Genomic DNA, 24,418 nt, shown 5'->3' on the forward strand with positions numbered 1-24,418 from the left:
GCGGAGGCGGCGGCTCGGGCGCCTTTTCAGGCTCCGGCTTGGGCTCGGGCTTGGGGGCCGGCTTGGGTTGTTCGGGCTGGGGCGTGGGAGGCGGGGAGACGGGCGAATTGCCGTCGGCCCAAAGCTGGACTTCGACGGGGCCGGGGGCCTCCGTGCGCCAGCTCACGCCGAAAATCAGGGCGACCAGCAGCAGCAAGTGCACCGCCACAGCCAGAATGAGCGCATTCCGGTTGTCGTTATTGGGCGGGGTGGCCGGCGGGCCGCTGCGGTGTCGAATTATGGGTGGCGTCATGGGCGTTGCATGCCGGGCAAGCCGGCGGAAGGCGTCGCGTTAGCGTTTTTTCGCGGATGCGGGCTGGGAAGCGCCGGCGGCGGACTGGTCCACCAGCAGGCCCAGGCGGGTGATGCCGTTGGTGCGCAGTTCGTCCATCACCTTCACGACCGTCTCGTAGGGCACCTTGCCGTCGGCGGCGATGACCACCGGCGTTTCCGCGGTAATGCGCGAGCGCACTTGCGCCACGAGCTCGGGGCGCGCGATGTCCTGCATCGTGGCGCCGGGCTCACGCATGCGCAGGGCGATCTTGCCGTCTTCCGAAATCTGGACTTCCAACGGCTTCACGGGCACATCCGATGCCGCCCCGACCGAAGGCAGCTGGATCAGGCCGGGCGTGATCAGGGGCGCGGTCACCATGAAGATGACCAGCAGCACCAGCATCACGTCGATGTACGGCACCACGTTGATGTCGGCCTTCATGCGGCGGCCGGACCTGCCGCGTGAGCTTACCGAGGGCATTAGCGCACCTGCCGTTGCAGAATGTTCAGGAATTCGTCGACGAAGCTGTCGAAACGGATCGAGATGCGATCGATGTCATTCGTGAAGCGGTTGTAGGCGACCACGGCCGGGATGGCGGCGAACAGGCCGATCGCGGTGGCGATCAGCGCTTCCGCGATACCGGGAGCCACCGAGGCCAGCGTGGCCTGCTGCATGTTCGACAGGCCGATGAAGGCGTGCATGATCCCCCAGACCGTGCCCAGCAGGCCGATGTAGGGCGATACCGAACCGGCGGATGCCAGGAAGTTCAGGTGCGATTCCAGCGAATCCATCTCGCGCTGGTAGGCGGCGCGCATGGCGCGGCGCGGGCCGTCCAGCAGGGCGGTGGCGTCGCCTGCCGAGTTGCCGCGGCGGGCCTTCAGGAATTCGGTCATGCCGGCATCGAAGATGCGAGCCAGCGCGCCCTGTTCGTCGCGGCGCGAGGCCACGGCCTGTTGCAGCATGGACAAGTCGCCGCCCGACCAGAAATCGTCTTCAAAGCGGCGGGTTTGCGTATGGGCGCGCTTGATCGCAAGCCGCTTGGCGAAAATATAGGTCCAGGACATGATCGAGATGCCCAACAGCATCAGCATGATCAGCTGGACCGGCACGCTGGCGTGCGAAATCAACGAAAGCAACGACATGTCGCTGGTGGCTTGCATGGTTATTCCTGAATTGATTCCAGTTTGGCGCGGAGATCGGTCGGCAGTTCCGTCGGCCGCATGTTGGCGGCATCGACGCAACAGACTTGGATGTTGCCTTCGGCAAGCAGTTCCCCGTCGCGTTCCGCGCGCTGCGCGAAGTGTATCGAAGCGCGGCCCAGTTTGGTGACTCGGCTGCGTATGGTAAGCAAATCGTCCAGTTTGGCCGGCTTCCGGTAGGACATGTCCAAGGAGCGGACAACGAATAAACGTTGTTCGCTGACGGCCAGCCCGGACTGGTTGACTCCCAGGTTACGCAGCCATTCAGTGCGTGCGCGTTCCAGGAATTTCAAGTAGTTAGCGTAGAAAACGACCCCGCCCGCATCCGTGTCTTCGTAGTAGACACGGACATGCAGGAGGGATTCGGCGGACTTCGGGTCGGTCACGATACGGATAGGAAGTGATGCGGGTCGGGACGCGGAAAGTCCGTAGTAGCTATAAGGTTAGAGGGTGTCCAGCTTCGCCAGCACCGTTTCCAGCGCGGACTCTACCGGAATCTTGGCCGCTTCGGTTTCCCGACGGGCCTGCAATTCCACCACACCATCGTTCAGGCCGCGTTCTCCAACTGTTACACGCAGCGGCGCGCCGATCAATTCCCATTCAGCGAACATCACGCCCGGGCGCGCATCGCGGTCGTCCAGAATGACGTCCACGCCCCGTGCCAGCAGCGATTCGTAGAGCTTCTGGGCGGTGTCACGCACGGTTTCACTTTTGCCCCAGCCCACTGGGCAGATCACCACTTCGAAGGGGGCGATCGCGCGGGGCCAGATGATGCCGCGGGCGTCATGGTTTTGCTCGATGGCGGCACCCACGATACGGGTCACGCCAATGCCGTAGCAACCCATTTCCAGGACGGCCGGTTTGCCGGTTTCGTCCAGGAAGGTGGCTTTCAGGGCTTCGGAGTACTTCTTGCCCAGGTAGAAAACGTGTCCCACTTCGATGCCGCGCTGGATGGAGAGCGTGCCCTTGCCATCCGGCGACGGGTCACCCGCGACCACGTTGCGCAGATCGGCCACGAGCTCGGGCTCGGGCAGGTCGCGGCCCCAGTTTACTCCCCGGGTGTGGAAATCTTCCTTGTTCGCGCCGCAGACGAAATCGGCCATGTTCGCGACCGTGCGGTCGGCGATCACGTGCACCGGCTTGGCCGTCTTGACCGGACCCAGATAGCCGGGCTTGCAGCCGAAATGCTCGACGATCTCGGTTTCCGTGGCAAAGCGGAAGCCCGCCAGGCCCGGCACCTTGCTCGCCTTGATTTCGTTCAGTTCGTGGTCGCCGCGCAAGAGCAGCAGCCAGATGTCGACGCGGCCCTTGTCGCCGTCGGTGGCCAGGACGATCGACTTGATCGTCTTTTCCAGCGGCAGGTCCAGCAGCTTGGCTACGTCTTCGCACTTGGCCGCGCCCGGGGTGGGCACGTCGGCCATGGCCTGCGTGGCTTCACCGCGCACCGGATACAGGGCAACGGCTTCCGCCAGTTCGATGTTGGCGGCGTAGTCGGTGTCGGCGTTATAGACCAGCAGGTCTTCACCGGTGTCGGCGATGACCTGGAATTCATGGCTGCGGGTGCCGCCGATCGAGCCGGTGTCGGCCGCCACCGCGCGGAATTCCAGGCCCAGGCGGCCAAAAATGCGCATGTAGGCCGCGTACATGGTGTCGTAGCTTTTCAGCGCGCCGGCTTCGTCGCGGTCGAAGGAATAGGCGTCCTTCATGGTGAATTCGCGGCCGCGCATCAGGCCGAAGCGGGGGCGGCGTTCGTCCCGGAACTTCGTCTGGATGTGATAGAAATTCAGCGGCAGCTGGCGGTAGCTGTGGATTTCATTGCGCGCGATGTCGGTAATGACTTCCTCGGACGTCGGCTGCAGCACGAAGTCGCGCTGGTGGCGGTCCTTGATGCGCAGCAGTTCGGCGCCGTATTGCTCCCAGCGGCCCGATTCCTGCCAGAGCTCGGCGGGTTGCACCACCGGCATCAGCAGCTCGATGGCGCCCGAGGCGTTCATTTCCTCCCGGACGATCGCCTCGACCTTGCGGATGATCTTCAGGCCCAGGGGCATGTAGGTGTAGATGCCGCCCGCGAGTTTGCGGATCATCCCGGCCCGGGTCATCAGCTGATGGCTGGCGACTTCGGCTTCGGAAGGGGCTTCTTTGAGGGTGTTGATGTGGTAGTTGGATGCGCGCATGTTTAAAGGTGGCAGCAGATACGTATAATCGACTGTAATTGTATTGAATTCGGTGGGGGTGGCCCATGCTTGACCGCGAAGGCTACCGCCCCAATGTCGGCATCATTCTCGTCAACAGTCGAAACGAGGTCTTTTGGGGCAAGCGTATCAGGGAACATGCATGGCAGTTCCCCCAGGGCGGCATCAAATATGGCGAAAGCCCGGTGCAGGCCATGTATCGCGAACTCCATGAAGAGGTGGGCTTGAAGCCCGAGCATGTCCGTATTTTGGGGCGTACACGCGATTGGTTACGTTATAACGTGCCCGATCACTTCGTCCGGCGTGAGTGGCGTGGCCACTATAAAGGACAAAAACAGATTTGGTTCTTGTTGCGCCTGGTGGGACGTGACAGCGATGTGTGCTTGCGCGCGACGCAGCATCCGGAATTCGATGCCTGGCGCTGGAGCCAGTATTGGGTACCCCTGGACGCCGTGATCGAGTTCAAGCGCGATGTCTATACCCAGGCGTTGAACGAGTTGTCGGCGATCCTCTTTCGGCGTCATCACGAAACCCGCTATCTGCGCCAACGCGTGCACGGACAGCGGGCAGCAGAGAATTTGCCCGAAGGAACGGACGGTCATGCGCATATTGTTGGTTGAAGACGAACGGGACATGGCGTCCTGGTTGATGCGCGCGCTTGCCCAGAGCGGGTTCGTGCCGGACCATGCGGCAGATGCACGCACCGCCGAGGCATTCATGGCGGGCACGGAATATGACGCCATCGTCATGGACCTGCGTCTGCCCGACAAGCACGGCCTGGTCGTCCTGCGCGAGATGCGCAACCGGGACGACCGCACGCCGGTCTTGCTGCTGACCGCCCAAGGCGCACTGCAGGACCGCGTGCGCGGGCTGAATCTGGGCGCCGACGATTTCCTGACCAAGCCCTTCGCGCTGGAAGAGCTGGAAGCACGGCTGACCGCGCTGGTGCGTCGCAGCCGCGGCCGCCAGCATCCGCGCCTGCAATGCGGCTCGCTGTCTTATGACAGCGAAAGCCGTGCCTTCACGCTGGACGGCTCCTTGCTGTTCCTGACCCCGCGCGAACACGCCGCACTGGCGGCGCTGCTGACTCGCAGCGGCTACCCGGTGGACAAATCGCAATTGTTCGGCAAGGTCTTCACGCACGACAGCGAAGCCAATCCCGACGCCATCGAGGTCGTGCTGCACCGGCTGCGCAAGAAGCTGGCCGGCAGCGACGTGCGCATCGTCACCGTGCGCGGCCTGGGCTATATGCTGGAAAGCGTCACCAGCGAGTCCGCGGCATCGGAATCCTGAGTGAGCTTGCGGATCCCCGGGTTGCCGCGCGTCGGCATCCGCGCGCTGTTGATCATCCTGCTGTTGCCCGGCGTGGTGGTGCTGCTGGTCATCGACAGCCTGAACGACTACCGCACACTGTCCGAGATCACCAACGAGGCCTATGACAGCGCGCTGGTGGAACCTGCCCGCGTACTGGAAAGCAGCCTGGAATTCACGCCTGACGGCAACCTCCAGGTGGCCACGCCGCTGTATGCGCAGGTGATGCTCGAGTCCCGCGCGGGGCTGCGCAAGTACTTCCGCATCGAACAGATCGACCCGCCACTACCCGACGGCGCACCCGTGCCCACCGACCAGGGCAAGACGCTGCTGGGCATGCCTGAAATGCCGCGCCCGCCGAGCTGGCCGCGCTCAAACGGCCAACCCGTGTTCTATGACGGCGTCTACCGCAATGATCCGGTGCGGGTGGTCGCGGTCGTGCGTGATCTCTATTACCAGGGCTTGCACCGCCAGGTCCTGGTCGTGGTGGCGGAAAGCACCGGCAAGCGGATCGAAGCCGAAAACAATGCGCGGCGCCAGGAAATCCTGCGCGACACGCGCATGCTGGCGCTGGTGGTGCTGCTGGTCTGGTGGGGCGTGTCTTGGGCCTTGAAGCCCCTGCGCCGCCTGCGTGTCGATATCCGCAACCGTCGCCCCGACGACCTGACCCCGCTGGACGCCTCGCGCGTGCCCAACGAAGTGTCGCCGCTGGTCGACGCCGTCAACCACCATATCGCCCGCTATCGCCGCGTGCTGGACGAGCAGTCGCACTTCCTGGCCGATGCCTCGCATCAGTTGCGCACGCCGCTGGCCATCATGCTGACGCAGGCCCAGTACGCGCTGCGCGAACGCGACCCGGCCCGCATGCGCGAGGGCCTGCGCGCCATCGTCGACCAGTTGGGGCGCACGCGCCGCCTGACCGAGCAACTGCTGTCCCTGGCGCACGCCAACCAGGCCGATCAGTTGCCGCGCCAGTTGCTGGACATGAACGCGGTCTCGCGCGAAGTCGTCTTGCAATACCTGCCGCTGGCACATGAAAAGCAGCAAGACCTGGGCTGGGTCCAGGCGGGTTCCGAAGAAGGGCTGGATACGCCGGTGCCGGTGTTGGGCAGCGAAGCCGAACTGCACGAAGCCTTATCCAACCTGGTGCACAACGCCATCCATTACGCGCCTGTCGGCGCGCAGATCACCGTGTCGGTCTGCCGGCTGGAAAACCGGGCCGAAGTCGCGGTGTCGGACAACGGTCCGGGGCTGGATCCCGACCTGCGGGGCCGCGCCTTCGCGCGTTTCGAACGGGTCGGCACGGACAAGCCCGTCACCTCCTCGGGCTCCGGCCTGGGCCTGGCGATTGCGCGCGCCTACGCTCGCCGCAACGACGGCGACATCGAATTGCGCGATGGCGAACCCAACGCGCAGGGCGGGGTGGGCCTGGCCTCGGTGCTGTGGCTGCCGCTGGGCGCCACCGTCTCGCAATACCCGCGTCCTGCCGATGTCGAGCTCAAGGGCGACCAATAAAGCCGGCAGGCTTTCAAATTTTTTTCTGCTTTCCCCGCTACGCCGCATCGCCTCCTCTCAGGGATAACCCCCGAATTCAGGATGGCGACAGCGCATAGAAAGCGGATTAGCAGCTTCCCTCCGTAATCTGCGCACCGGCTCGCTGTTAAGGGCCGGGCGCGGCTCGTTTCGAGCTGCGCATCCAGGGCCGGCACGGTCCTGCACCAGAAGGAGGATGGAAGTGCAAAAAAATATCAACAGGAAGGACTACTACGGCGGCGCGCTGATGGTCCTGATCGGGTTGGGGGCGATATACGGAGGCACCGATTACCACATCGGCACCTTGAGCCACATGGGGCCAGGCTTCTTCCCGGCTGCGCTCGGCGGCCTGCTGGCCCTGACGGGCGTGCTGATCGCCATGTCCGCGCGTTCGGGCGAGGCCACGCCGCCCGCGCCAGGCGATGGCCATGCGCACGGGCTGCCCGACTTTCGCGGCAGCGCCTGCATCTTGCTAGGCACGTTGGCCTTCCTGCTGCTGGGCCACTACGGCGGCCTGCTGCCGGCCACGTTCGCCATTGTTTTCATCTCGGCGCTGGGTGATCGCAAGAACACCATCAAGCAAGCCATCCTGCTGTCGCTCGCGATGTCCGCGATCGCGGTCGTCGTGTTCTGGTGGGCGCTGCAATTGCAGCTGCCGCTGTTTCGTTGGGGTTGAAGCGCCATGATCTCTCAATCTTTGATGGACCTTTGGTACGGCTTCGGCGTCGCGTTCCAATGGCACAACCTGATGTGGTCGTTCTTCGGCGTGCTGGTGGGCAACCTCATCGGCGTGCTCCCGGGCATGGGCGCCTTGTCGGCGATTTCCATCCTGCTGCCGCTGACCTACGTGATGCAGCCCGTGCCTGCGATCCTGATGCTGGCCGGCATTTTCTACGGTTCCCAATACGGCGGCGCCATCGGCGCCATCCTGCTCAATCTGCCTTCGCATCCGCCGCACGCGGTCACCTGCCTTGACGGTTATCCACTGACTAAACAAGGCAAGGGGGGGACCGCGCTGGGCATCACGATGATCTGTTCGTTCTTCGCGGCGTCGGTCGGCATCATCGTCATGATTTTCGCCTCGCCGCTGCTGGTTGAAGTGGCGTTCAAGTTCGGCCCCACCGAGATCTTCTCGATCATGCTGCTGGGCCTGCTGGCCGGCGCGACGATGTCGCGCGGCTCACCGCTGAAAGGCGTGGCAATGACGCTGTTCGGCTTGATGTGCGGCGTGGTGGGCACCGACGTGAACACGGGCACGATCCGTTTCTCGTTCGGCTTGCTGGACCTGTCGGACGGCCTGGAACTGGTGGCGATCTCGATGGGCCTGTTCGGCGTGGCCGACTTTCTGATGAGCGTCAATCGCATGACCATCATCGGCAGCGGCGCCAAGCTGCGCATCCGCGACATGCGGCCCAGCAAGCAGGAATTGAAGACCGCGTTCTGGCCGATGGTGCGCGGCACGGCGGTCGGCACATTGTTCGGCGCCATGCCGGGCACGGGTCCGACCATCACGACGTTCGTGGCCTACGCGCTGGAACGCAAGATCTCGCGCACGCCCGAGAAGTTTGGCACCGGCATGATCGCCGGTGTGGCATCGCCGGAAGCGTCGTCGCATTCGAAGACGCAGGTCGACTTCATCCCGACGATGAGCCTGGGCATCCCTGGCGACGCCGTGATGGCGCTGATCCTGGGCGCCTTGCTGATCCAGGGCATCCAGCCCGGCCCGCAGCTGATCACCGAGCATCCGGACATCTTCTGGGGCCTGATCGCCAGCTTCTGGGTGGGCAACGTGCTGCTGATGGTGCTGAACGTGCCGCTGATCGGCGTGTGGGTCAAGCTGTTGCAGGTGCCGTACCGCTATCTGTTCCCGTCCGCGCTGTTCTTCATCGCGGTGGGCGTGTTCAGTACGCAGAACAGTCTCTTTCAGATATGGGAAGTGCTCGCCTTCGGCGTGATCGGCGCTATCCTGATGACGCTGGAGTTTTCCGTGGCGCCCATCTTGCTCGGTTTCGTGCTGGGCCCGATGGTGGAAGAGAACTTCCGCCGCGCGCTGCTGTTGTCGCGCGGCGACCTGGCCGTGTTTGTGCAGCGCCCGATCAGCGCCTGGTTCATCGGCGCAAGCGCCTTGCTGATCCTGCTGCAGGTGTGGGCATTCGTGCGTCGCGGCAAAGGCAAGGGCAAAGGCAAGCCTGAAGTTCCGCAAACCGCGTAAGCGTCTTTCCCGGCGCGGTCGAACGGCCCGGCGATCTGCCGGGCCGTTTGATTTGTGAGGCGCCATCCTGCATGCTTGAGGCTTCCGAAAAGCCTTGCAGAACCGCCACCATGCACATTCTCTTTGCCTGCCCTCTCCATGATTCCGACGTCTGGGTGCCGCTCCTGGAAGCCTCCATGCCCGGATGCCGCATTTCCGTGTGGAATCCCGACGGTCCGCCGTCTGGCGCCGAGGTGGCGCTGGTGTGGCGTCCGCCCGTGGAATTGTTCAAGCACGAGACCGGCATCACGACGCTGTTCAATCTGGGCGCGGGCGTCGACGCGCTGCTGAAGATGCCCGAGATCCCCCCGCACGTGCGGATCGTTCGCCTGGAAGATGCGGGCATGTCGGTGCAGATGGCCGAATACGCCTTGTACGCGCTGCTGCGCGTCTCGCGCGATTTCGAAGCGTTTGACCAAGCACAGGCGCGCCAGCACTGGGATACCCGCGAAGGCACGCGGCAGAAGGACTGGCCCGTCGGCGTGCTGGGGCTGGGCCAGGTGGGCGCGCGCGTGGCGCAGACCCTGGCCGACTTTGGCTATCCCGTGGCAGGCTGGTCCCGCACGCCGCGCGAAATCCCGGGCGTGGAATCCTTTGCCGGAGAAGCCGCCTTGCCAGCATTCCTGGCCCGCACGCGCTTTCTGGTGAACGTACTGCCGCTCACGCCGGACACGCGCGGCATCCTCAACCGCGAAACGCTGTCGCAGTTGTTGCCGCAAGCGCATCTGGTCAACGTCGGCCGGGGCGAACACCTGGTTGAAGAAGACCTCGTACAGATGCTGGAAGAGGGCGAGATCGCCGGCGCCACGCTGGACGTGTTCCATACCGAGCCCTTGCCCGGCGACCATCCGTTCTGGCGCGACCCGCGCGTTCATATCACGCCGCACATCGCGGCGCGCACGCTGCGCGACGAAAGCATCGAGCAGATCGCGGGCAAGGTCGCTCAACTGATGCGCGGTGAATCCATCACCGGCGTCGTCGAACGCACGCGCGGCTACTAAGTTGCGGGCGCGACGGCTTTTTCCAGCCGTTGATACATCGTCGGCAGTCGTTGCGACAGGAAATCCAGCAACGTCCGGACGGCGGGCATCATGCCCCGCCGCGACGGATAAATGCAGTGCACGATGCCTTCCGGTGATTGCCATTGCGCAAGCACCGGCACCAACTGGCCGCGGCGCAGTTCTTCCTGCGTCGCGATCGACGGCAGCAACGCGATGCCCCGGCCTCGCACCGCGGCTTCGGTCAGCACGATGAAGTCGTTGCAGGACAGTTGCGGCTTCAGCTCGACCTGGACTTCTTCGCCCTTATCGTTCACCAGCGGCCATCGCACGTCGTGCTGCGGATCGGAAAAGCTCAAGGTCGTGTGGGACGCCAGATCCTGCGGCGTGTCGGGCGTGCCGTGGCGTTGCAGGTATCCCGGGCTGGCCACCAGCGTGCCCCGCGCCGATCCCAGATGGCGGACCACCAGTTCCGCGTCCGTATCCAGTTTGGTGCGCACGCGCAGCGCCAGGTCGACGCCTTCACGGATCAGGTCCACACGCCGGTTGGTCACCAGCAGCTGTACGGAAATCGCCGGCCACGCATCCAGGAATTCGGGCAGGATCGGCGCCAGCACATCCTGGGCAATGGAAACGGGGCAGCTCACGATCACCGGGCCGGTCGGCTCTGACTGTAATTGCCGCATGGCATCGTCGGCGGCTCGCGCCGAGGCGGCCATCTCGCGGCAATAGTGCAGGTAGCGCTCACCGGCCGAGGTCAGCCGCAGGCGGCGCGTCGTGCGCTGCAGCAACCTGACGCCCAGGCTTTCCTCCAAATGCGAGATCCGGCGCGACAGGCGGGATTTCGGGATATCCAGCGCTCTGGCCGCCGCGCTGAAGCCGCCTTGCTCGACGACTTGGGAAAAATAATAGAGGTCGTTAAGATCTTGCATGATTGTTCTATTTGTGGAACGTACAGTTCATCATACCCCGGTTTATGTAAACAATGAACCGATCTACAGTGAGCCCATGCATTCGGGATCTGCCAACGCCACCCGGCGGCAAGCTCCGGTCCGGCCCTCTTGAAGCGCCGGGCGTGGCGCTGACAGGTCCTGACCGCCCGCGTACAGGCGGGCCACCACTGGAGATATTTGCAATGAAGACCCTCGTTATCCTTTCCTCGATTCTCGGCGACCGTTCCAACAGCAAGCAATTGGCCAATCACCTGATTGCGCGCGTCAAAGAAGCCAACCCGGCTACCACCGTCAAGGTGCGCGACATCGGCGCGCAGCCGATCCCGTACTTCGACGGCAACACCGCCGGCGCGCTGTTCACCCCGGCCGATGCCCGCAGCGTAGAGCAGCAACGCATCGTCGAACTCAGCGACACGCTGGTCGCCGAACTGATGGAAGCGGACCGCATCGTATTCGCCGTGCCGGTGTACAACTTCAATCTGCCCGCGCAGTTCAAGAGCTATCTGGACTATCTGGCCCGTGCCGGCGTCACGTTCCGTTATACGCCCGAAGGCGTGCCGGAGGGTCTCGTCAAGGGTAAGCAGGTGTTCGTGCTGACGGCGCGCGGCGGCAAGGCCGAGGGCACGCCGTCTGACACCATGACGCCGTATCTGCGTCAGATGCTGGGCTTCCTGGGCATGAACGACGTGACGTTCATCGCGGCCGAGGGCATGGCGATGGGTGAAGTGGCCGCGCTGGAAGGCGTGACGCTGGCCAAGCAGCGCATCGATGCGCTGCTGCGGCAAACCGCGCAGGCGAACCTGGCCGCGTAACGGCATGGACGACAAAAAGGCGAGCCTTCCAGGCTCGCCTTTTTGTTTGCCGCCGCACCGTCTTGCCAGGGGCAGGGCGATGCCCGTTCAGTCGCGCAGGCGCTTCACCAGGCTGGACGTGTCCCAGCGGCCACCACCCATTTTCTGCACGTCGCCGTAGAACTGGTCCACCAGGGCCGTCACCGGCACGCGGGCGCCGTTGTTGCGCGCCTCGGCCAGCACCAGGCCCAGGTCCTTGCGCATCCAGTCCACCGCAAAGCCGAACTCGAACTTGTCGTCGACCATGGTGCCGCCGCGGTTCTCCATCTGCCAGCTTTGCGCGGCGCCCTTGCTGATCACGTCCAGCACCAGCTTCATGTCCAGATCGGCCGCCTGGCCGAATGCCACCGCCTCCGACAGGCCTTGCACGATGCCGGCGATGCAGATCTGGTTGACCATCTTGGCCAATTGCCCCGCGCCCGGCGGGCCTACCAGCGTGACGGCGCGGCCAAAGCTCTGCGCCACCGGCTTGATCGCGTCGAAAACGGCTTGCTCGCCGCCGCACATGACGGTCAGGACGCCGTTGACGGCGCCCGCCTGTCCGCCCGAAACCGGCGCGTCCACGAAGTTCAGGCCCAGTTCCTTGGCTTGCGCGTAAAGTTCGCGCGCCACATCGGCCGATGCGGTCGTGTGGTCGACAAACACGGCGCCCGGCGCCATGCCCGAGAACGCGCCGTCCGGACCCAGCACGATGCTGCGCAGATCGTCGTCATTGCCCACGCAGGCGAAGACGATCTGGGCGCCCGCGACCGCTTCGCGCGGCGTGGGGGCATGGTGGCCATGAAACTCGGCGGCCCAGGCCTGCGCCTTGGCGGGGGTGCGGTTGTAGACGGTCACGTCGTGTCCGGCGCGGGCCAGGTGACCGGCCATGGGCAAGCCCATGACGCCCAATCCGAGGAAAGCGACTTTCTGGGCTACGACCGCGTCGTAGCTCTTGGTACCGATCGTTGCCATGCAGGGGACTCCGCTCTATGTGGGTAAGGTCAGTCTCAGGACATCAACCTTAACGCAATCAAAAGCCGGCGGCGAGTCCATCCCGCCGACTGTCGCTGGCGCTGACATAGCCATCCACCGCCGGGTCGCCCAACCGCCAGATGAACTGACCCGACCCAAAGTCCATATAAGGGTCGTCGATGCCTTCCAGCACATGGCCGCGCGTGCGCAGGCCCTGCGCCACGGCCGGCGCAAGGCCGGCTTCCACGTCCACTGCCAGTCCCTGGTTCCACTTCCAGCGCGGCGCGTCGCAGGCGGCCTGCGGCTGCTGGCCATAGTCCAGCATGCGCACCAGCGTCTGCACTTGCCCCTGCGGCTGCATATTGCCGCCCATGACGCCGAAACTCATGACGGGGGCGCCGTCGCGCATCAGGAAGCCGGGGATGATGGTATGGAAGGGGCGCTTGTCGCCCGCCACCACATTGGGATGGTCGGGCTGCATGCTGAAGCAATGCCCGCGGTTCTGCAGGCTGACGCCCGTGCCTGGCACCACCACGCCGGAGCCGAAGCCCATGTAGTTCGACTGGATGAAGCTGACCATCATGCCGTTCTTGTCCGCGGCGGTCAGGTAGACCGTGCCGCCTTGGGGGGCATGGCCGGAAGCGAAAGCCTGGGCCACCCTGGGGTCGATCATCCGCGCGCGTTCCGCCAGGTAGTCCGGCCGCAGCATCTGTTCGTGCGTCATCCGCATATGGCGCGCATCGGCCACATGGGAATAGACATCCGCGAACGCCAGCTTCATGGCTTCGATCAGCAGGTGTTGGGTGTCGGGGTGGTCGACCGGGCGGGACGCCAGATCGAAATTCTGCAAGATGCCCAGTGCGATCAATGCCGCAATGCCTTGCCCGTTGGGCGGGATCTGATGGAGCGTATGGCCGCGGTACGTCTGGCCGATGGGCGTCACCCACTCGGGCGCGTAGTCGCGCAGGTCCGCCAGGGTCAGCGCGGCGTCGTGCGCCTGCGCGTGCGCCACCAGCTTGTGGGCGGTCTCGCCTTCATAGAAGTCGCGGCCACCGCTCGCGGCGATACGTTTGAGCGTTGCCGCGGCGCTCGGCAGCACGAAGTGCTCGCCGATGTGGGGCGCGCGGCCGCGTGGCAGGAAATGTTCGGCGAACCCGGGTTGCGGTCGCAGAATGTCGGCTTGCGCCGCCCATTTTTCCTGGACCACGGGTGACACGGCGTAGCCGCGTTCCGCGTATTCGATGGCAGGCGCCAGCACGTCGGCAAACGCCAGGCCGCCCAGTTTTTCATGCAGCGCCGCCCATCCGGCCACGCAACCCGGCACGGTCACGCTGTCCCAGCCGCGCATCGGGATCACGCCTTGGTGCTTGCGGCGGAAGTAGTCCACGTTCCACGCGGACGGAGCCGTTCCGGATGCGTTCAGGCCATGCAGCTTCGAACCGTCCCAGACGATGGCGAAACAGTCGGAGCCCAAACCGTTGCTGACGGGTTCGGTCAGCGTCAGCGTGGCGGCCGCGGCAATGGCCGCGTCCACTGCATTGCCGCCAAGGGCCAGGATCCGCAAGCCTGCCTGCGCGGCGAGCGGTTGCGACGTGGCGACCACGTTGCGAGCGAACACCGGAATCCGGGTGGTGGGGTAGGGGTTTTTCCAGTCGAAATTCATGCCGAATAATCGCGTGGGGTAAACCCGTAGCTTAACGTAGATGCCGGGAAAGGCCCTACGCTTAGTAGTGTGTTGTAGTTATTAGTAGCTTTTTCCAGGAATACGTTCTGGCCGCGCAAAGAAAAACCCCCGGGGCACGCCACGGGGGTTTTTGGAAAGGCCTGACCGCCGCCGCAAGGCAGCGGCCTGCGCTTTACTCTTCTTCGACGAAGGTCTCTTCGCGCTTCTTGCGAATGGCGGGGAGCGCCACCAGGATCACCAGGAACGCTGCCACGGCCAGCAGCGAAGCCGACAGCGGACGCGTTACGAAGGTGCTGAAATCGCCACGCGACAGCAGCAATGCACGGCGGAAGTTCTCTTCCATCATGGGGCCCAGAACCAGGCCCAGCAGCAGCGGCGCGCCTTCGCACTTCAGCTTCGACCACACGTAGCCGATGACGCCGAAGATTGCCGTGGTGAAGATGTCGAACGAGTTGTAGTTCAACGAATACACACCGATCGTGCAGAACACCAGAATCGCCGGGAACAGGATGCGATAGGGCACCTTCAGCAGCTTGACCCACAGGCCAATCAGCGGCAGGTTCAGCACCACCAGCATCAGGTTGCCGATCCACATCGAGGCGATCAGGCCCCAGAACAGCTCGGGGTGGCTCGTCATGACTTGCGGGCCGGGCTGGATGTTGTGGATGGTCATTGCACCGACCATCAACGCCATCACGGCGTTACCGGGGATACCCAGCGTCAGCAGCGGGATGAACGAAGTCTGGGCTGCGGCGTTGTTCGCCGATTCCGGGCCTGCCAGGCCGGCCGGGTGGCCCTTGCCGAAGCGTTCCGGATTCTTCGAGATCTTCTTTTCCAGCGTGTAGGACGCGAACGACGACAGCACGGCGCCACCGCCCGGCAAGATACCCAGGGCCGAACCCAGGGCCGTTCCGCGCAGCACGGCGGGAGCAGCTTCCTTGAATTCCTGCTTGTTCGGGTACAGCGAGCCGATCTTGTCGGTGATGTCGACGCGGTTTTCCTTCTGCTCCAGGTTGGTCATGATTTCGGCAAAGCCGAACACACCCATGGCCACGATGGCGAAGTCGATACCGTCTTGCAGTTCGGGGATGCCGAAGTCGAAGCGGGCAACGCCCGAGTTGACGTCGGTGCCGACCATGCCCAGCAGCAGGCCCAGGATGATCATCGAGATCGCCTTGGGCAGCGAGCCGGAAGCCAGCACCACGGCGCCGACCAGACCCAGGCACATCAGCGAGAAGTACTCGGCGGGGCCGAACTTGAAAGCCACTTCAGCCAACGGGGGCGCGAAGGCGGCCAACAGCAGGGTGGCCACGCAACCGGCAAAGAACGAGCCCAGTGCGGCGATAGCCAGGGCGGCGCCAGCACGGCCGTTACGGGCCATCTGGTGACCGTCCAGCACCGTCACCACCGCGGACGTTTCCCCTGGCAGCGCCACAAGAATGGCCGTGGTCGAACCGCCGTATTGCGCGCCGTAATAGATGCCTGCAAGCATGATCAAGCCGGCAATCGGGGGCAACACATACGTGATCGGGAGCAGCATCGCGATGGTCGGGACGGGGCCGATACCCGGCAGCACGCCAATCAGCGTACCCAGAATGCAGCCCAGCAGTGCGTAGGCCAGGTTCTCGGGCGTGAACGCCACCGAGAAGCCCAACATCAGGTTGTCAAACAATTCCATGACCGGTTGCTCCTTAGTTCATGCCCAGAAAGGACGGCCACAGCGGGAAGATCAGCCCCAGCCCCTTGACGAATGCCAGATACGAGAACACCACCAGGAAGATCGCGTTGGCGACGGCGACCTTCAAGCTGAACTCATGGCTGGCCAGGCTGCTTACGACAACCAGGATGAATACCGAAAGGTAGATGCCCAGCGGCTTCAGGATGAAGCCGTACAAGACCACCGAACCCACGACCAGAAAAACGATGCGCCAGTCGAACTTTTCGACGTGCGTTTCGTGCGCTTTCTTGGAAAGCGAGCCAAGCAGCACGATGGCGCCCAGCAAAGCCAGAACAATGCCTAGCCAGAAAGGAAAATACCCTGGGCCCATACGGGCTGCAGTACCCATTTGATAGCTGCTGGCTTGCCAGGCGAATCCCAGTCCGAGGGCGATGAACATCACCCCAGACCAGAAGTCCTGTCGATTGCGTAGCTGCATGATTGGTTGGCTCCTATTTACAGCATGTAGATAAAAAGTTTGTAGCCGGATGGGACCCGCCGAAAGGCGAGTGACAGGCACAAAAAAGGCACTTCGGGGTGCCATTAGTTCTTCTGAAAGCGACGGCGTGGTTTCTTGAAAGGGCGAATGGTAATGGACGCCTGCCACGCTGGAAACCCTGTAAGCTCGGTGAAAGCCTGGGGTTTTCCCTAGAATTCGGGTACTCCCGATCCCCAGATGTAACGGCGCGGGAAGATTGAGGGCTTTTTGAAAGCTAAGTGAAAGTTTATAGAAAGAAATGCGAAAGCCGGATCGGCCGGATGCGGGGAATTTGGACGAGGGGGGCGACATTTCCGCGGTTGTCATCGGCTGGCATTGCGCCGCCGGAATCACGCGCCTATTTCCTACCGAATATTGCCGGGTTTCTCAACGCGCGTGAAGAGGCCCGATTGAACTCAGGATGGTTTACGATAGCGCCCATGCTGCAAGATCTAGACCAACTCGCCGCCCGAATCGGGCAACTGGTGCAACGCACCCGCCAACTCCACGCAGAGCGTGACGCGTTGCGCCTCCGCCTGAATGACTTCGAAGCTGAACAGCGTGTGCTGAAGCAGCGCGCCGCCGAGCGCGAGGCCGAGATCGTCACGCTGCAAAGCAAGCTTCAGGATCACGATGGCGCGGTCACCGCGATGCTCGAGCAGGCCCAGCAGGCCGAAGCCGCCTTGCGCGAGCAGCTCGCCCGTGAGTCCACCGAACGCCAGTCGCTTGAATCGCGTTTCTCCGCCCGGGAAACCGAACTGCAGGGCAACCTGCAAACTCGCGACACTGAACTACAGCGCTTGCGCGTGGCCGCCGCCGCGGCCCGCGAGCGCATCGACGCCGTGCTCGCCCGCTTGCCGGGCGCACCGTCTGGAGAGCAACACTGATGGAACGCGTAGATGTCACCATATTGGGACGCGACTACTCCCTGGCCTGCTCCGCTGAAGAGAAGCCCACGCTCATGGCAGCGGTGCGCCATGTCGACCAACTGATGCTGCGCATCCAGGGGTCGGGCAAGATTTCCAGCAACGAGCGCATCGCCGTGATGGCGGCTTTGCAGGTCGCGGGCGAGCTTCTCGCGATGAAAGCGCCTGATGGTCCGCTAGGCGGTTTGGCAGTCGGCGACTTCAAGCGTAGAATTGAGGACATGAACGCAGTACTCGATGACGCCTTATCGGGTCAGGAAAAACTGCTCTAACCGTTCATAAGCAGTATTCAAGAATTTTCAGTTTGTCCCTGCCGTGTCCGTGACTAGGCCATACATTCTCTGAACCTATGCTTTCGGCATATGGTTGCGGGAGTGTAGAGCTGGAGTGATCGTCTCTCGTAGACGAACCCGACGCTCTGCGGAACGCGACCACCTCTTACCTTAGGGTTCGAGATGCCGGCCTTGACGGCACAGGCGGGGCATTTATCCCAGCGGGCCTGCCCTAAGCGCAGGTCCGCGTCGGGCGCTTCACCATCCCCCCCCTTGCCCCTCCAGTCCTCCCCCTTTGTCCTCCCTCCTAGGACCCGTCCATGTTTAAACACCCTGTTTTTTCGCTGACGAAACTCGGCGCAGCGTGCGCAGCCGTGGCCGCCATCGCTGCCGTTCAACCCGTTTACGCGCAAGCGCCCGCCGCGCCTGTTGCCACGGAATCGTCCGCGAATCGCTCGCCCGAAATGACGTTGCAGGCAACCGCGTCTTCCGAGGTCAAGCACGACACGGTTCGCATTTCGTTGTCCGCTGAGGTCGAAGCGCCGGATCAGCCGGCCGCCGGCAAGAAATTGACCGCGGCGCTGGACGATGTCGTCAAGCGCGCGCGCGACACCAAGGGCGTGGACGTCCGCACGGGCGGCTACAACGTCTGGCCCAACACCAACAGCAAGGGAAAGATCGGCACCTGGCGTGGCCAGGGTGAAGTGGTGCTTGAGTCGAAAGACTTCGAGGCCGCCGCCGCATTGGCGTCCAAGCTGTCGGACAAGACCGCCATTTCCAACATCAGCTTCTCGTTGTCGCGCGAAGCGCGCGAGGCCGAAGAGCGCAAGTTGCTGAAAGAAGCGGCCCAAGCCTTCAAGGACCGCGCGCTGGCAGCGGCCAACGCGTTCGGGTTCTCGGGCTATCGCCTGTCCAAGCTGGAATTGGGCGGTTCGGGCGGCCCGGTGCCGATGCCGCGCATGCTGGGCGCCGCGGCCATGGCCAAGGACGCCTCTGGCGGCTACAGCCCTGACGTCCCGCTGGAAGCGGGAGACGTCACGGTCAGCATCGCCGTCAACGGGACGATCGTTTTGCAGTAAGGCCGAACATGATGGCGCCCAAGGCGACCATCGGCAGGGACAACCACTGTCCCATGCTCAATCCCCCCGCGAGCAGACCCAGGAAATTGTCCGGCTCGCGGGTGAATTCCACCAGGAAGCGGAACGTTCCGTAACCCATCAGGAAAAGCCCGCTCACCTGTCCAAGTGGACGCGGCTTGCTCGAAAACCACCACAGCAGCGCAAACAGCACAATGCCTTCCAGGCCCAGCTCATACAGCTGGGAGGGATGGCGCGCCAAGCCGTCGCCGCTGTCGGGGAACACCATGGCCCACGGTACGTCGGTCGGCCGGCCCCACAGTTCGCCATTGATGAAGTTGCCCAGCCGGCCGAAACCCAGGCCCAGCGGGATCAACGGGGCGATGAAGTCGCTGACCGCGAAAAACGGCAGCTTCTTCTTGCGCGCGAACAGCAGCATGACGAGGATCACGCCAATCAGGCCGCCGTGGAACGACATGCCGCCTTGCCACAGGTACGCCACTTCCAGCGGGTGGGCGAGGTAGTACCCGGGTTTGTAGAACAGCACATAGCCCAACCGGCCACCCAGCACCACGCCCAGCACGCTATAGAAGATCAGGTCTTCCAGGTCCCGCACGTTCAGCGACGTGGTGTGGCCGCTGGTGATGCGGCGTCGGCCAAGCAGGTACACCAGGGCGAAGCCCGCCAAGTACATCAGGCCGTACCAGTGGATGGCAAGCGGCCCGATCTGCAAAGCAATGGGGTCGAATTTTGGATATTGCAGCATGTTCTGCCCGACACAATAAAGTTGAATGATAATAACCGGCGAGCACTGAAGATTCGCATGCATGCAAGCGAGCCAGCTTCCTTGGGTGCGTTCGCCATGTCCGCGCCCCGACGGCCGACAGGAGAGACAGACCATGCCGAACAATGAACGTTCCCGCCATATCACCCACGGTGTCGCGCGCGCGCCCAATCGCGCCATGTATTACGCGCTGGGTTATCAGGAAGCCGATTTCGAAAACCCCATGATCGGCGTGGCCAACGGCCATTCGACCATCACGCCGTGCAACAGCGGCCTGCAGCGTCTGGCGGATGCCGCCATCGACGCCATCCGGGCCTCGCGCGCCAATCCCCAGGTATTCGGCACACCCACCATTTCCGACGGCATGTCGATGGGCACCGAGGGCATGAAGTACTCGCTGGTCTCCCGCGAGGTCATCGCAGACTGTATTGAAACCGCCGCGCAGGGCCAGTGGATGGACGGCGTGGTGGTGATCGGGGGCTGCGACAAGAACATGCCGGGCGGCATGATCGCGCTGGCGCGCACCAATGTGCCGGGCATCTACGTCTATGGCGGCACGATCAAGCCGGGCCATTACAAGGGCAACGACCTCACCATCGTTTCGGTCTTCGAAGCCGTGGGCGAATACACGATGGGCCGCATGCCCGAAGCGGATTTCAAGCAGATCGAGAAATGCGCTATCCCCGGCTCCGGTTCCTGTGGCGGCATGTACACGGCCAACACCATGAGCTCGGCGTTCGAGGCCATGGGCATGAGCCTGCCGTACTCCAGCACGATGGCCAACGAAGACGACGAGAAAGTCGTCTCGGCCGCGGAATCGGCGCGGGTGCTGGTGGACGCGGTCCGACGCAACCTGCGCCCGCGCGACATCATCACGCGTGAGTCCATCGAAAACGCCGTCTCGGTCATCATGGCCACCGGCGGTTCCACCAACGCGGTACTGCATTTCCTGGCCATCGCGCACGCCGCCGAAGTGCCGTGGACCATCGACGATTTCGAACGCATCCGCAGGCGTGTCCCCGTGCTCTGCGACCTGAAGCCGTCCGGCAAGTATGTTGCGACCGACCTTCACCGCGCGGGCGGCATTCCGCAGGTCATGAAGGTGCTGCTCAACGCCGGGCTGCTGCACGGTAACTGCATCACGATCAGCGGCAAGACCATTGCGGAAACCTTGGCGGATGTGCCGGATGCGCCGCGCGCGGACCAGGACGTCATCATGCCGCTCGACCGCGCCCTGTATCCACAAGGGCATCTGGCCATCCTGAAAGGCAATCTGTCGCCGGAAGGCTGCGTGGCCAAGATCACGGGCCTGAAGAATCCCGTCATGACCGGCCCTGCGCGCGTTTTCGATTCCGAAGACGACGCCATGACGGCCATCATGGCGCGTGAGATCAAGGACGGCGACGTGGTGGTCATTCGCTATGAAGGCCCGAAGGGCGGTCCGGGCATGCGCGAAATGCTGGCGCCCACCTCGGCGCTGGTCGGGCAGGGCCTGGGTGAAACCGTGGGCCTGATCACTGACGGTCGCTTCTCCGGCGGCACCTGGGGCATGGTCGTCGGCCACGTCGCGCCAGAGGCCTTCGTGGGCGGTCCGATCGCGCTGATACAGGAAGGCGATTCGGTTACCATCGATGCCCACAAGCTGCTGTTGCAGCTCAATATCAGCGACGAAGACCTGGCGGCTCGTCGACAGGCCTGGGTTCAACCCAAGCCGCGTTATACACGCGGTGTGCTCGCCAAGTTCGGCAAGCTCGCCAGCACCGCGAGCCGTGGGGCAGTAACCGATGCATTTGAAGATTAGTCTGTGGGTGGCCATCGCCGGCGTCTTGGGCGCCGGCGTGGCTCAGGCGCAAACCACTGGCCTGGACCTGGCCAAGAGCAAAGCCTGTATGGCATGCCACCAAGTGGAAGCCAAGCGCGTCGGGCCACCCTTGAAGAGCGTGGCTGAACGCTATGCGGGGCAGGGCGACGCCATGGTGGATTACCTGGCTGGGAAGATCCGTGGCGGCGGCCGCGGCGCCTGGGGCGCCGTGCCCATGCCCGCGCAAACGCATGTCAGCCAGGAAGACGCCCGCCTGCTGGCCGAATGGATCTTGTCGCTGGCGCCGCCCAAGCAGTAGTCTTATTGTCTATGCCCCGCGCATGAAGCCGGGGGCGCCGGCCGCAGGCAAGCGGCCGTCTACAGAAAGGAATCGTCATGGCAGAACAAGCATCTCCGGGCAATGAAGTCGCCGTTCTTGGCGGTGGCTGCTTCTGGTGCGTCGAAGCGGTCTTCACCGAATTGAAGGGCGTCAAAAGCGTGCTGCCCGGCTATAGCGGCGGGCACGTGGACAATCCCACCTACGAGCAAGTGTGCGGCAAGGACACTGGCCACATCGAGGTCGCGCGCGTGGAATTCGATCCCGCTGAACTCTCGTACAGCGACCTGCTTCGCGTCTTCTTCGCCACTCACGATCCCACCACGCCGGGACGCCAGGGCAATGACGTCGGCCCCCAGTACGAATCGGCGATTTTCTGGCAGAACGAGTCCCAACGTGAACAAGCCGAGGCCGTGATGGCCGAAGTCGAAGCCCAGAAGGTCTATGACGCGCCGATCGTCACCAAGCTGTTGGCGCCCGTCAAGTTCTGGCAGGCAGAGGACTATCACAGCAATTATTTCGCCCTGCATCCCGAACAAGGCTACTGCCAGTTCGTGATCGCACCCAAGGTGGCCAAGTTCCGCAAGCAGTTCCAGGACCGCCTGCAGCGCTGAATCTCAGCGGCCCGAGGGGCAAAAAAAAAGGCGCTCATGCCGCGCATGCTCGCTGCCCCCCGCAAGGGGGCTTTTTTTGGACAAAAAAAACCTCACCACCAGGTGAGGCTTCAAAGCCGGCGCCAGTGCCAGGCACCGAACGCCGGCGGGGGAAGCAGTTAGTCGACGTTCTTCACCACGCCACGGCGCATCTGGTCCAGTTCGATCGATTCGAACAGAGCCTTGAAATTGCCTTCGCCAAAACCATCGTTGCCTTTGCGCTGGATGATCTCGAAGAAGATCGGCCCGATCTGGTTTTCGGTGAAGATCTGCAAGAGCAGGCCGCCGCCGGGGGCGCCGTCAAGCAGGATGCGGTTCTTCTGCAGGCGCGCGACGTCTTCACCGTGGTTGGGCAGGCGGCGGTCCAGCAGTTCGTAATAGGTTTCGGGGGTATCCAGGAACACCACGCCCGATTCACGCAGCGCTTCGATCGTGCTGTAGATGTCATCGGTGGCCATGGCGATGTGCTGGATGCCCTCGCCGCGGTACAGGTCCAGGTATTCCTGGATCTGGCCCTTTTCCTCCGTGCCTTCCTCATTGATGGGAATGCGGATATTGCCGCAGGGCGAGGTCATCGCCTTGGACTTCACGCCCGTCACCTTGCCTTCGATATCGAAGTAGCGCACTTCGCGGAAGTTGAAAAGGCGCTCGTAGAATTCCGACCACTCCGCCATGCGGCCCTTGTGCACGTTGTGCGTCAGGTGATCCACCAGCGTCAGGCCGGCGCCGCGGTGATTCAGGTCGGCTTGCGCGTTGCCCGGATCGACCGGCACGAAGTCCACGTCATAGATGCTGATGTCGCCGATGCCGCCGTGGCCTTCCTTGCCCGTCCAGCGGTCAACCAGATAAATCAGCGAGTCCCCGATTCCCTTGATGGCCGGAATGTTCAATTCCATCGGGCCGCTGTGGGAATCGAAACCCCAGGCGCCCAATTCCAGCGCGCGCTTGTAGGCGGCATTAGCGTCCTGCACACGGAAACCGATCGCACAGATCGACGGGCCGTGCAGGCGAGCGAAACGTTGGGCGAAGGAATCGGGCTCGGCATTGATCAGGAAGTTGACGCCGCCTTGACGGTACAGGGTCACATCCTTGTGGCGGTGTTTCGCGATGGCTTTGAAGCCCAACAGTTCGAATACCTTGCGCAGCGCGGCGGGATCCGGCGCGGCGTACTCGATGAACTCGAACCCGGCGGTGCCCATCGGGTTGTCCCAGGGTTGGAAAGCGCTGCTCATGTGTTTGCTCCCTTGCATCATTTTTCAGGACGACTTGTTGTTCAAGTCTAGGCAGACATTGTAGGAAGGAACGTCAGGCAGACAATTGCAAACATGTCGTGAAACTGGGTGTTCTGGGCAATAATATTGCCGTATTGGAAAATATAAGGGCAAAAAATGTCGGATATTGAGCTGGATCGGACAGATCTAAGGATTCTGGCTGAATTGCAGAGGGACGGGCGCCTCAGCAACCAGGAATTGGCGGATCGCGTCTCCCTGTCGCCCAGTCCCTGCCTGCGCCGGGTCCGGCGGCTGGAAGAAAAAGGCTTCATCAAGAAGTACGTCGCGCTGATCGATGCCGAAAAGGTGGGCTTGGGGCTGCTGGCCTACGTGAACATCCGCCTAAATAAGCACAGCGGGTCGAGCCATGCCCCAATGAGCGACTTCGCCCGCGACGTGCAGCTTTGGCCGGAAGTGGTCGAGTGCTATGCCATGTCCGGCGACATGGACTACCTGCTGCGGATTCAGGTGGCCGACCTGGCTCACTTTTCCCGTTTCGCCATGGACACGCTGATGCGCCACCCGGCAGTCATCGACATGCGGTCGTTCTTCGCCCTCCAGCAAATCAAGGAAACCACGGAGCTACGGATCTGATGAGAGTGCCCTTCTATATATAAGAGGGAAGACGGCACGCCCAGCACGGGTCTGTCGTGCCCCTCTGTATATAGCGGGGCAGAGGCCATGAAGACGAGTGTGTCCCTAAAAAATTCATGTTTCTGCAAAACAGGCGTCATACGTGCCAGGAACAGCGAATTTTCTGTGCTATAGTCTCGCTCCTTCGCAGTTCAGACAGTTTTTTGAACGGCGGGGCCAAGCAAGCACAACAGGCAAAGCAAGGGCATCCCGGGGCAACCCAACGGACAC

25 protein-coding genes, 1 other RNA gene and 1 pseudogene are annotated in these 24,418 nt (G+C 63.1%); 15 read left to right on the forward strand and 12 right to left on the reverse strand.

Annotated features, from left to right (window positions below; translation table 11 throughout):
- The 5 genes and pseudogenes from CQ050_RS29860 to CQ050_RS29880 form a co-directional block, all read right to left on the reverse strand.
- Positions 1 to 292 (reverse strand): annotated as a pseudogene (locus CQ050_RS29860) (protein TolA); the annotation flags it as partial.
- 39 nt (positions 293 to 331) lie between these two features.
- Positions 332 to 793 (reverse strand): ExbD/TolR family protein, encoded by a 462-nt coding sequence (locus CQ050_RS29865; RefSeq protein WP_006225983.1) that lies wholly within the window; start codon positions 791 to 793, stop codon positions 332 to 334.
- On the reverse strand, positions 793 to 1,473 hold the full coding sequence (gene tolQ / locus CQ050_RS29870; RefSeq protein WP_006225984.1) for a protein TolQ: 681 nt from the start codon (positions 1,471 to 1,473) through the stop codon (positions 793 to 795). The genes CQ050_RS29865 and tolQ overlap by 1 nt, the downstream gene beginning before the upstream one ends.
- Before the next feature lie 2 nt (positions 1,474 to 1,475).
- Positions 1,476 to 1,898 (reverse strand): tol-pal system-associated acyl-CoA thioesterase, encoded by a 423-nt coding sequence (gene ybgC, locus CQ050_RS29875; RefSeq protein ID WP_105560455.1) that lies wholly within the window; start codon positions 1,896 to 1,898, stop codon positions 1,476 to 1,478.
- A gap of 57 nt (positions 1,899 to 1,955) precedes the next feature.
- Positions 1,956 to 3,686, reverse strand: coding sequence for a proline--tRNA ligase (locus CQ050_RS29880; protein WP_105560456.1), 1,731 nt, complete (start codon positions 3,684 to 3,686; stop codon positions 1,956 to 1,958).
- 65 nt (positions 3,687 to 3,751) lie between these two features.
- On the opposite strand from CQ050_RS29880, the gene CQ050_RS29885 reads away from it, so the two are divergent.
- The 6 genes from CQ050_RS29885 (at position 3,752) to CQ050_RS29910 (ending at position 9,800) form a co-directional block, all read left to right on the forward strand.
- Positions 3,752 to 4,324, forward strand: coding sequence for an RNA pyrophosphohydrolase (locus tag CQ050_RS29885; RefSeq protein WP_006217428.1), 573 nt, complete (start codon positions 3,752 to 3,754; stop codon positions 4,322 to 4,324).
- Positions 4,305 to 4,997, forward strand: a complete 693-nt coding sequence (locus CQ050_RS29890; protein ID WP_006225987.1) for a response regulator — start codon at positions 4,305 to 4,307, stop codon at positions 4,995 to 4,997. The genes CQ050_RS29885 and CQ050_RS29890 overlap by 20 nt, the downstream gene beginning before the upstream one ends.
- The gene (locus tag CQ050_RS29895) at positions 4,998 to 6,530 is read left to right on the forward strand and encodes a sensor histidine kinase (RefSeq protein WP_233214364.1); all 1,533 of its coding nucleotides are present in this window, start codon (positions 4,998 to 5,000) and stop codon (positions 6,528 to 6,530) included.
- A gap of 214 nt (positions 6,531 to 6,744) precedes the next feature.
- Complete coding sequence (locus tag CQ050_RS29900) at positions 6,745 to 7,224, forward strand: tripartite tricarboxylate transporter TctB family protein (RefSeq protein WP_006225989.1); 480 nt, start codon at positions 6,745 to 6,747, stop codon at positions 7,222 to 7,224.
- Between the two features lie 6 nt (positions 7,225 to 7,230).
- Complete coding sequence (locus CQ050_RS29905) at positions 7,231 to 8,760, forward strand: tripartite tricarboxylate transporter permease (RefSeq protein ID WP_105560457.1); 1,530 nt, start codon at positions 7,231 to 7,233, stop codon at positions 8,758 to 8,760.
- A gap of 110 nt (positions 8,761 to 8,870) precedes the next feature.
- Entirely contained in the window at positions 8,871 to 9,800 is a 930-nt protein-coding gene (locus CQ050_RS29910) for a glyoxylate/hydroxypyruvate reductase A (RefSeq protein WP_105560458.1), read from the forward strand.
- On the opposite strand, the gene CQ050_RS29915 is transcribed toward CQ050_RS29910, so the two are convergent.
- Positions 9,797 to 10,729: a LysR family transcriptional regulator gene (locus CQ050_RS29915; protein ID WP_105560459.1), complete on the reverse strand. Its 933-nt coding sequence runs from the start codon at positions 10,727 to 10,729 to the stop codon at positions 9,797 to 9,799. The two genes, CQ050_RS29910 and CQ050_RS29915, sit on opposite strands and share 4 nt — an antisense overlap.
- Before the next feature lie 203 nt (positions 10,730 to 10,932).
- Here CQ050_RS29915 and CQ050_RS29920 point away from each other — a divergent pair, with 203 nt between their 5' ends.
- Positions 10,933 to 11,562 (forward strand): FMN-dependent NADH-azoreductase, encoded by a 630-nt coding sequence (locus CQ050_RS29920; protein WP_105560460.1) that lies wholly within the window; start codon positions 10,933 to 10,935, stop codon positions 11,560 to 11,562.
- An 87-nt stretch (positions 11,563 to 11,649) separates the two neighbouring features.
- On the opposite strand, the gene CQ050_RS29925 is transcribed toward CQ050_RS29920, so the two are convergent.
- From CQ050_RS29925 to CQ050_RS29940, 4 genes are all read right to left on the reverse strand, one after another.
- Entirely contained in the window at positions 11,650 to 12,555 is a 906-nt protein-coding gene (locus CQ050_RS29925; RefSeq protein ID WP_105560461.1) for an NAD(P)-dependent oxidoreductase, read from the reverse strand.
- Positions 12,556 to 12,613: 58 nt separating this feature from the next.
- A complete protein-coding gene (locus tag CQ050_RS29930) occupies positions 12,614 to 14,218 on the reverse strand; it encodes a gamma-glutamyltransferase family protein (RefSeq protein WP_105560462.1) in 1,605 nt (534 codons plus the stop codon).
- 193 nt (positions 14,219 to 14,411) lie between these two features.
- Complete coding sequence (locus CQ050_RS29935; protein ID WP_104145126.1) at positions 14,412 to 15,917, reverse strand: tripartite tricarboxylate transporter permease; 1,506 nt, start codon at positions 15,915 to 15,917, stop codon at positions 14,412 to 14,414.
- A 13-nt stretch (positions 15,918 to 15,930) separates the two neighbouring features.
- On the reverse strand, positions 15,931 to 16,395 hold the full coding sequence (locus CQ050_RS29940; protein ID WP_105560463.1) for a tripartite tricarboxylate transporter TctB family protein: 465 nt from the start codon (positions 16,393 to 16,395) through the stop codon (positions 15,931 to 15,933).
- A 479-nt stretch (positions 16,396 to 16,874) separates the two neighbouring features.
- Here CQ050_RS29940 and CQ050_RS29945 point away from each other — a divergent pair, with 479 nt between their 5' ends.
- From CQ050_RS29945 to CQ050_RS29960, 4 genes are all read left to right on the forward strand, one after another.
- Positions 16,875 to 17,321, forward strand: a complete 447-nt coding sequence (locus CQ050_RS29945) for a hypothetical protein (protein WP_199196963.1) — start codon at positions 16,875 to 16,877, stop codon at positions 17,319 to 17,321.
- Complete coding sequence (locus CQ050_RS29950; protein WP_105560464.1) at positions 17,321 to 17,632, forward strand: cell division protein ZapA; 312 nt, start codon at positions 17,321 to 17,323, stop codon at positions 17,630 to 17,632. The genes CQ050_RS29945 and CQ050_RS29950 overlap by 1 nt, the downstream gene beginning before the upstream one ends.
- Positions 17,633 to 17,664: 32 nt before the next feature.
- Positions 17,665 to 17,847: non-coding RNA, 6S RNA (gene ssrS / locus CQ050_RS29955), on the forward strand.
- Between the two features lie 105 nt (positions 17,848 to 17,952).
- The gene (locus CQ050_RS29960; protein WP_105560465.1) at positions 17,953 to 18,711 is read left to right on the forward strand and encodes an SIMPL domain-containing protein; all 759 of its coding nucleotides are present in this window, start codon (positions 17,953 to 17,955) and stop codon (positions 18,709 to 18,711) included.
- On the opposite strand, the gene lgt is transcribed toward CQ050_RS29960, so the two are convergent.
- Entirely contained in the window at positions 18,686 to 19,474 is a 789-nt protein-coding gene (gene lgt, locus CQ050_RS29965; protein WP_105560466.1) for a prolipoprotein diacylglyceryl transferase, read from the reverse strand. The two genes, CQ050_RS29960 and lgt, sit on opposite strands and share 26 nt — an antisense overlap.
- Before the next feature lie 133 nt (positions 19,475 to 19,607).
- Between lgt and ilvD the strand changes: the two genes are divergently transcribed.
- From ilvD to msrA, 3 genes are all read left to right on the forward strand, one after another.
- Positions 19,608 to 21,293, forward strand: a complete 1,686-nt coding sequence (ilvD, locus tag CQ050_RS29970; RefSeq protein ID WP_105560467.1) for a dihydroxy-acid dehydratase — start codon at positions 19,608 to 19,610, stop codon at positions 21,291 to 21,293.
- Positions 21,277 to 21,612, forward strand: coding sequence for a c-type cytochrome (locus CQ050_RS29975; protein WP_105560468.1), 336 nt, complete (start codon positions 21,277 to 21,279; stop codon positions 21,610 to 21,612). Before ilvD ends, CQ050_RS29975 begins: the two co-directional genes overlap by 17 nt.
- A 77-nt stretch (positions 21,613 to 21,689) precedes the next feature.
- Positions 21,690 to 22,244 carry a peptide-methionine (S)-S-oxide reductase MsrA gene (msrA, locus tag CQ050_RS29980; RefSeq protein WP_105560469.1) on the forward strand — a complete coding sequence of 185 codons (555 nt, stop codon included), beginning with the start codon at positions 21,690 to 21,692 and terminating at the stop codon, positions 22,242 to 22,244.
- Positions 22,245 to 22,402: 158 nt separating this feature from the next.
- Here the strand turns inward: msrA and hppD are convergent, their stop codons facing one another.
- Positions 22,403 to 23,515, reverse strand: a complete 1,113-nt coding sequence (hppD, locus tag CQ050_RS29985; protein WP_105560470.1) for a 4-hydroxyphenylpyruvate dioxygenase — start codon at positions 23,513 to 23,515, stop codon at positions 22,403 to 22,405.
- 156 nt (positions 23,516 to 23,671) lie between these two features.
- Here hppD and CQ050_RS29990 point away from each other — a divergent pair, with 156 nt between their 5' ends.
- On the forward strand, positions 23,672 to 24,148 hold the full coding sequence (locus CQ050_RS29990) for an Lrp/AsnC family transcriptional regulator (RefSeq protein ID WP_105560471.1): 477 nt from the start codon (positions 23,672 to 23,674) through the stop codon (positions 24,146 to 24,148).
- The last annotated feature ends 270 nt before the right edge of the window (positions 24,149 to 24,418 follow it).

It is taken from the genome of Achromobacter sp. MYb9 (assembly GCF_002975275.1).
GTDB lineage: Bacteria > Pseudomonadota > Gammaproteobacteria > Burkholderiales > Burkholderiaceae_B > Achromobacter.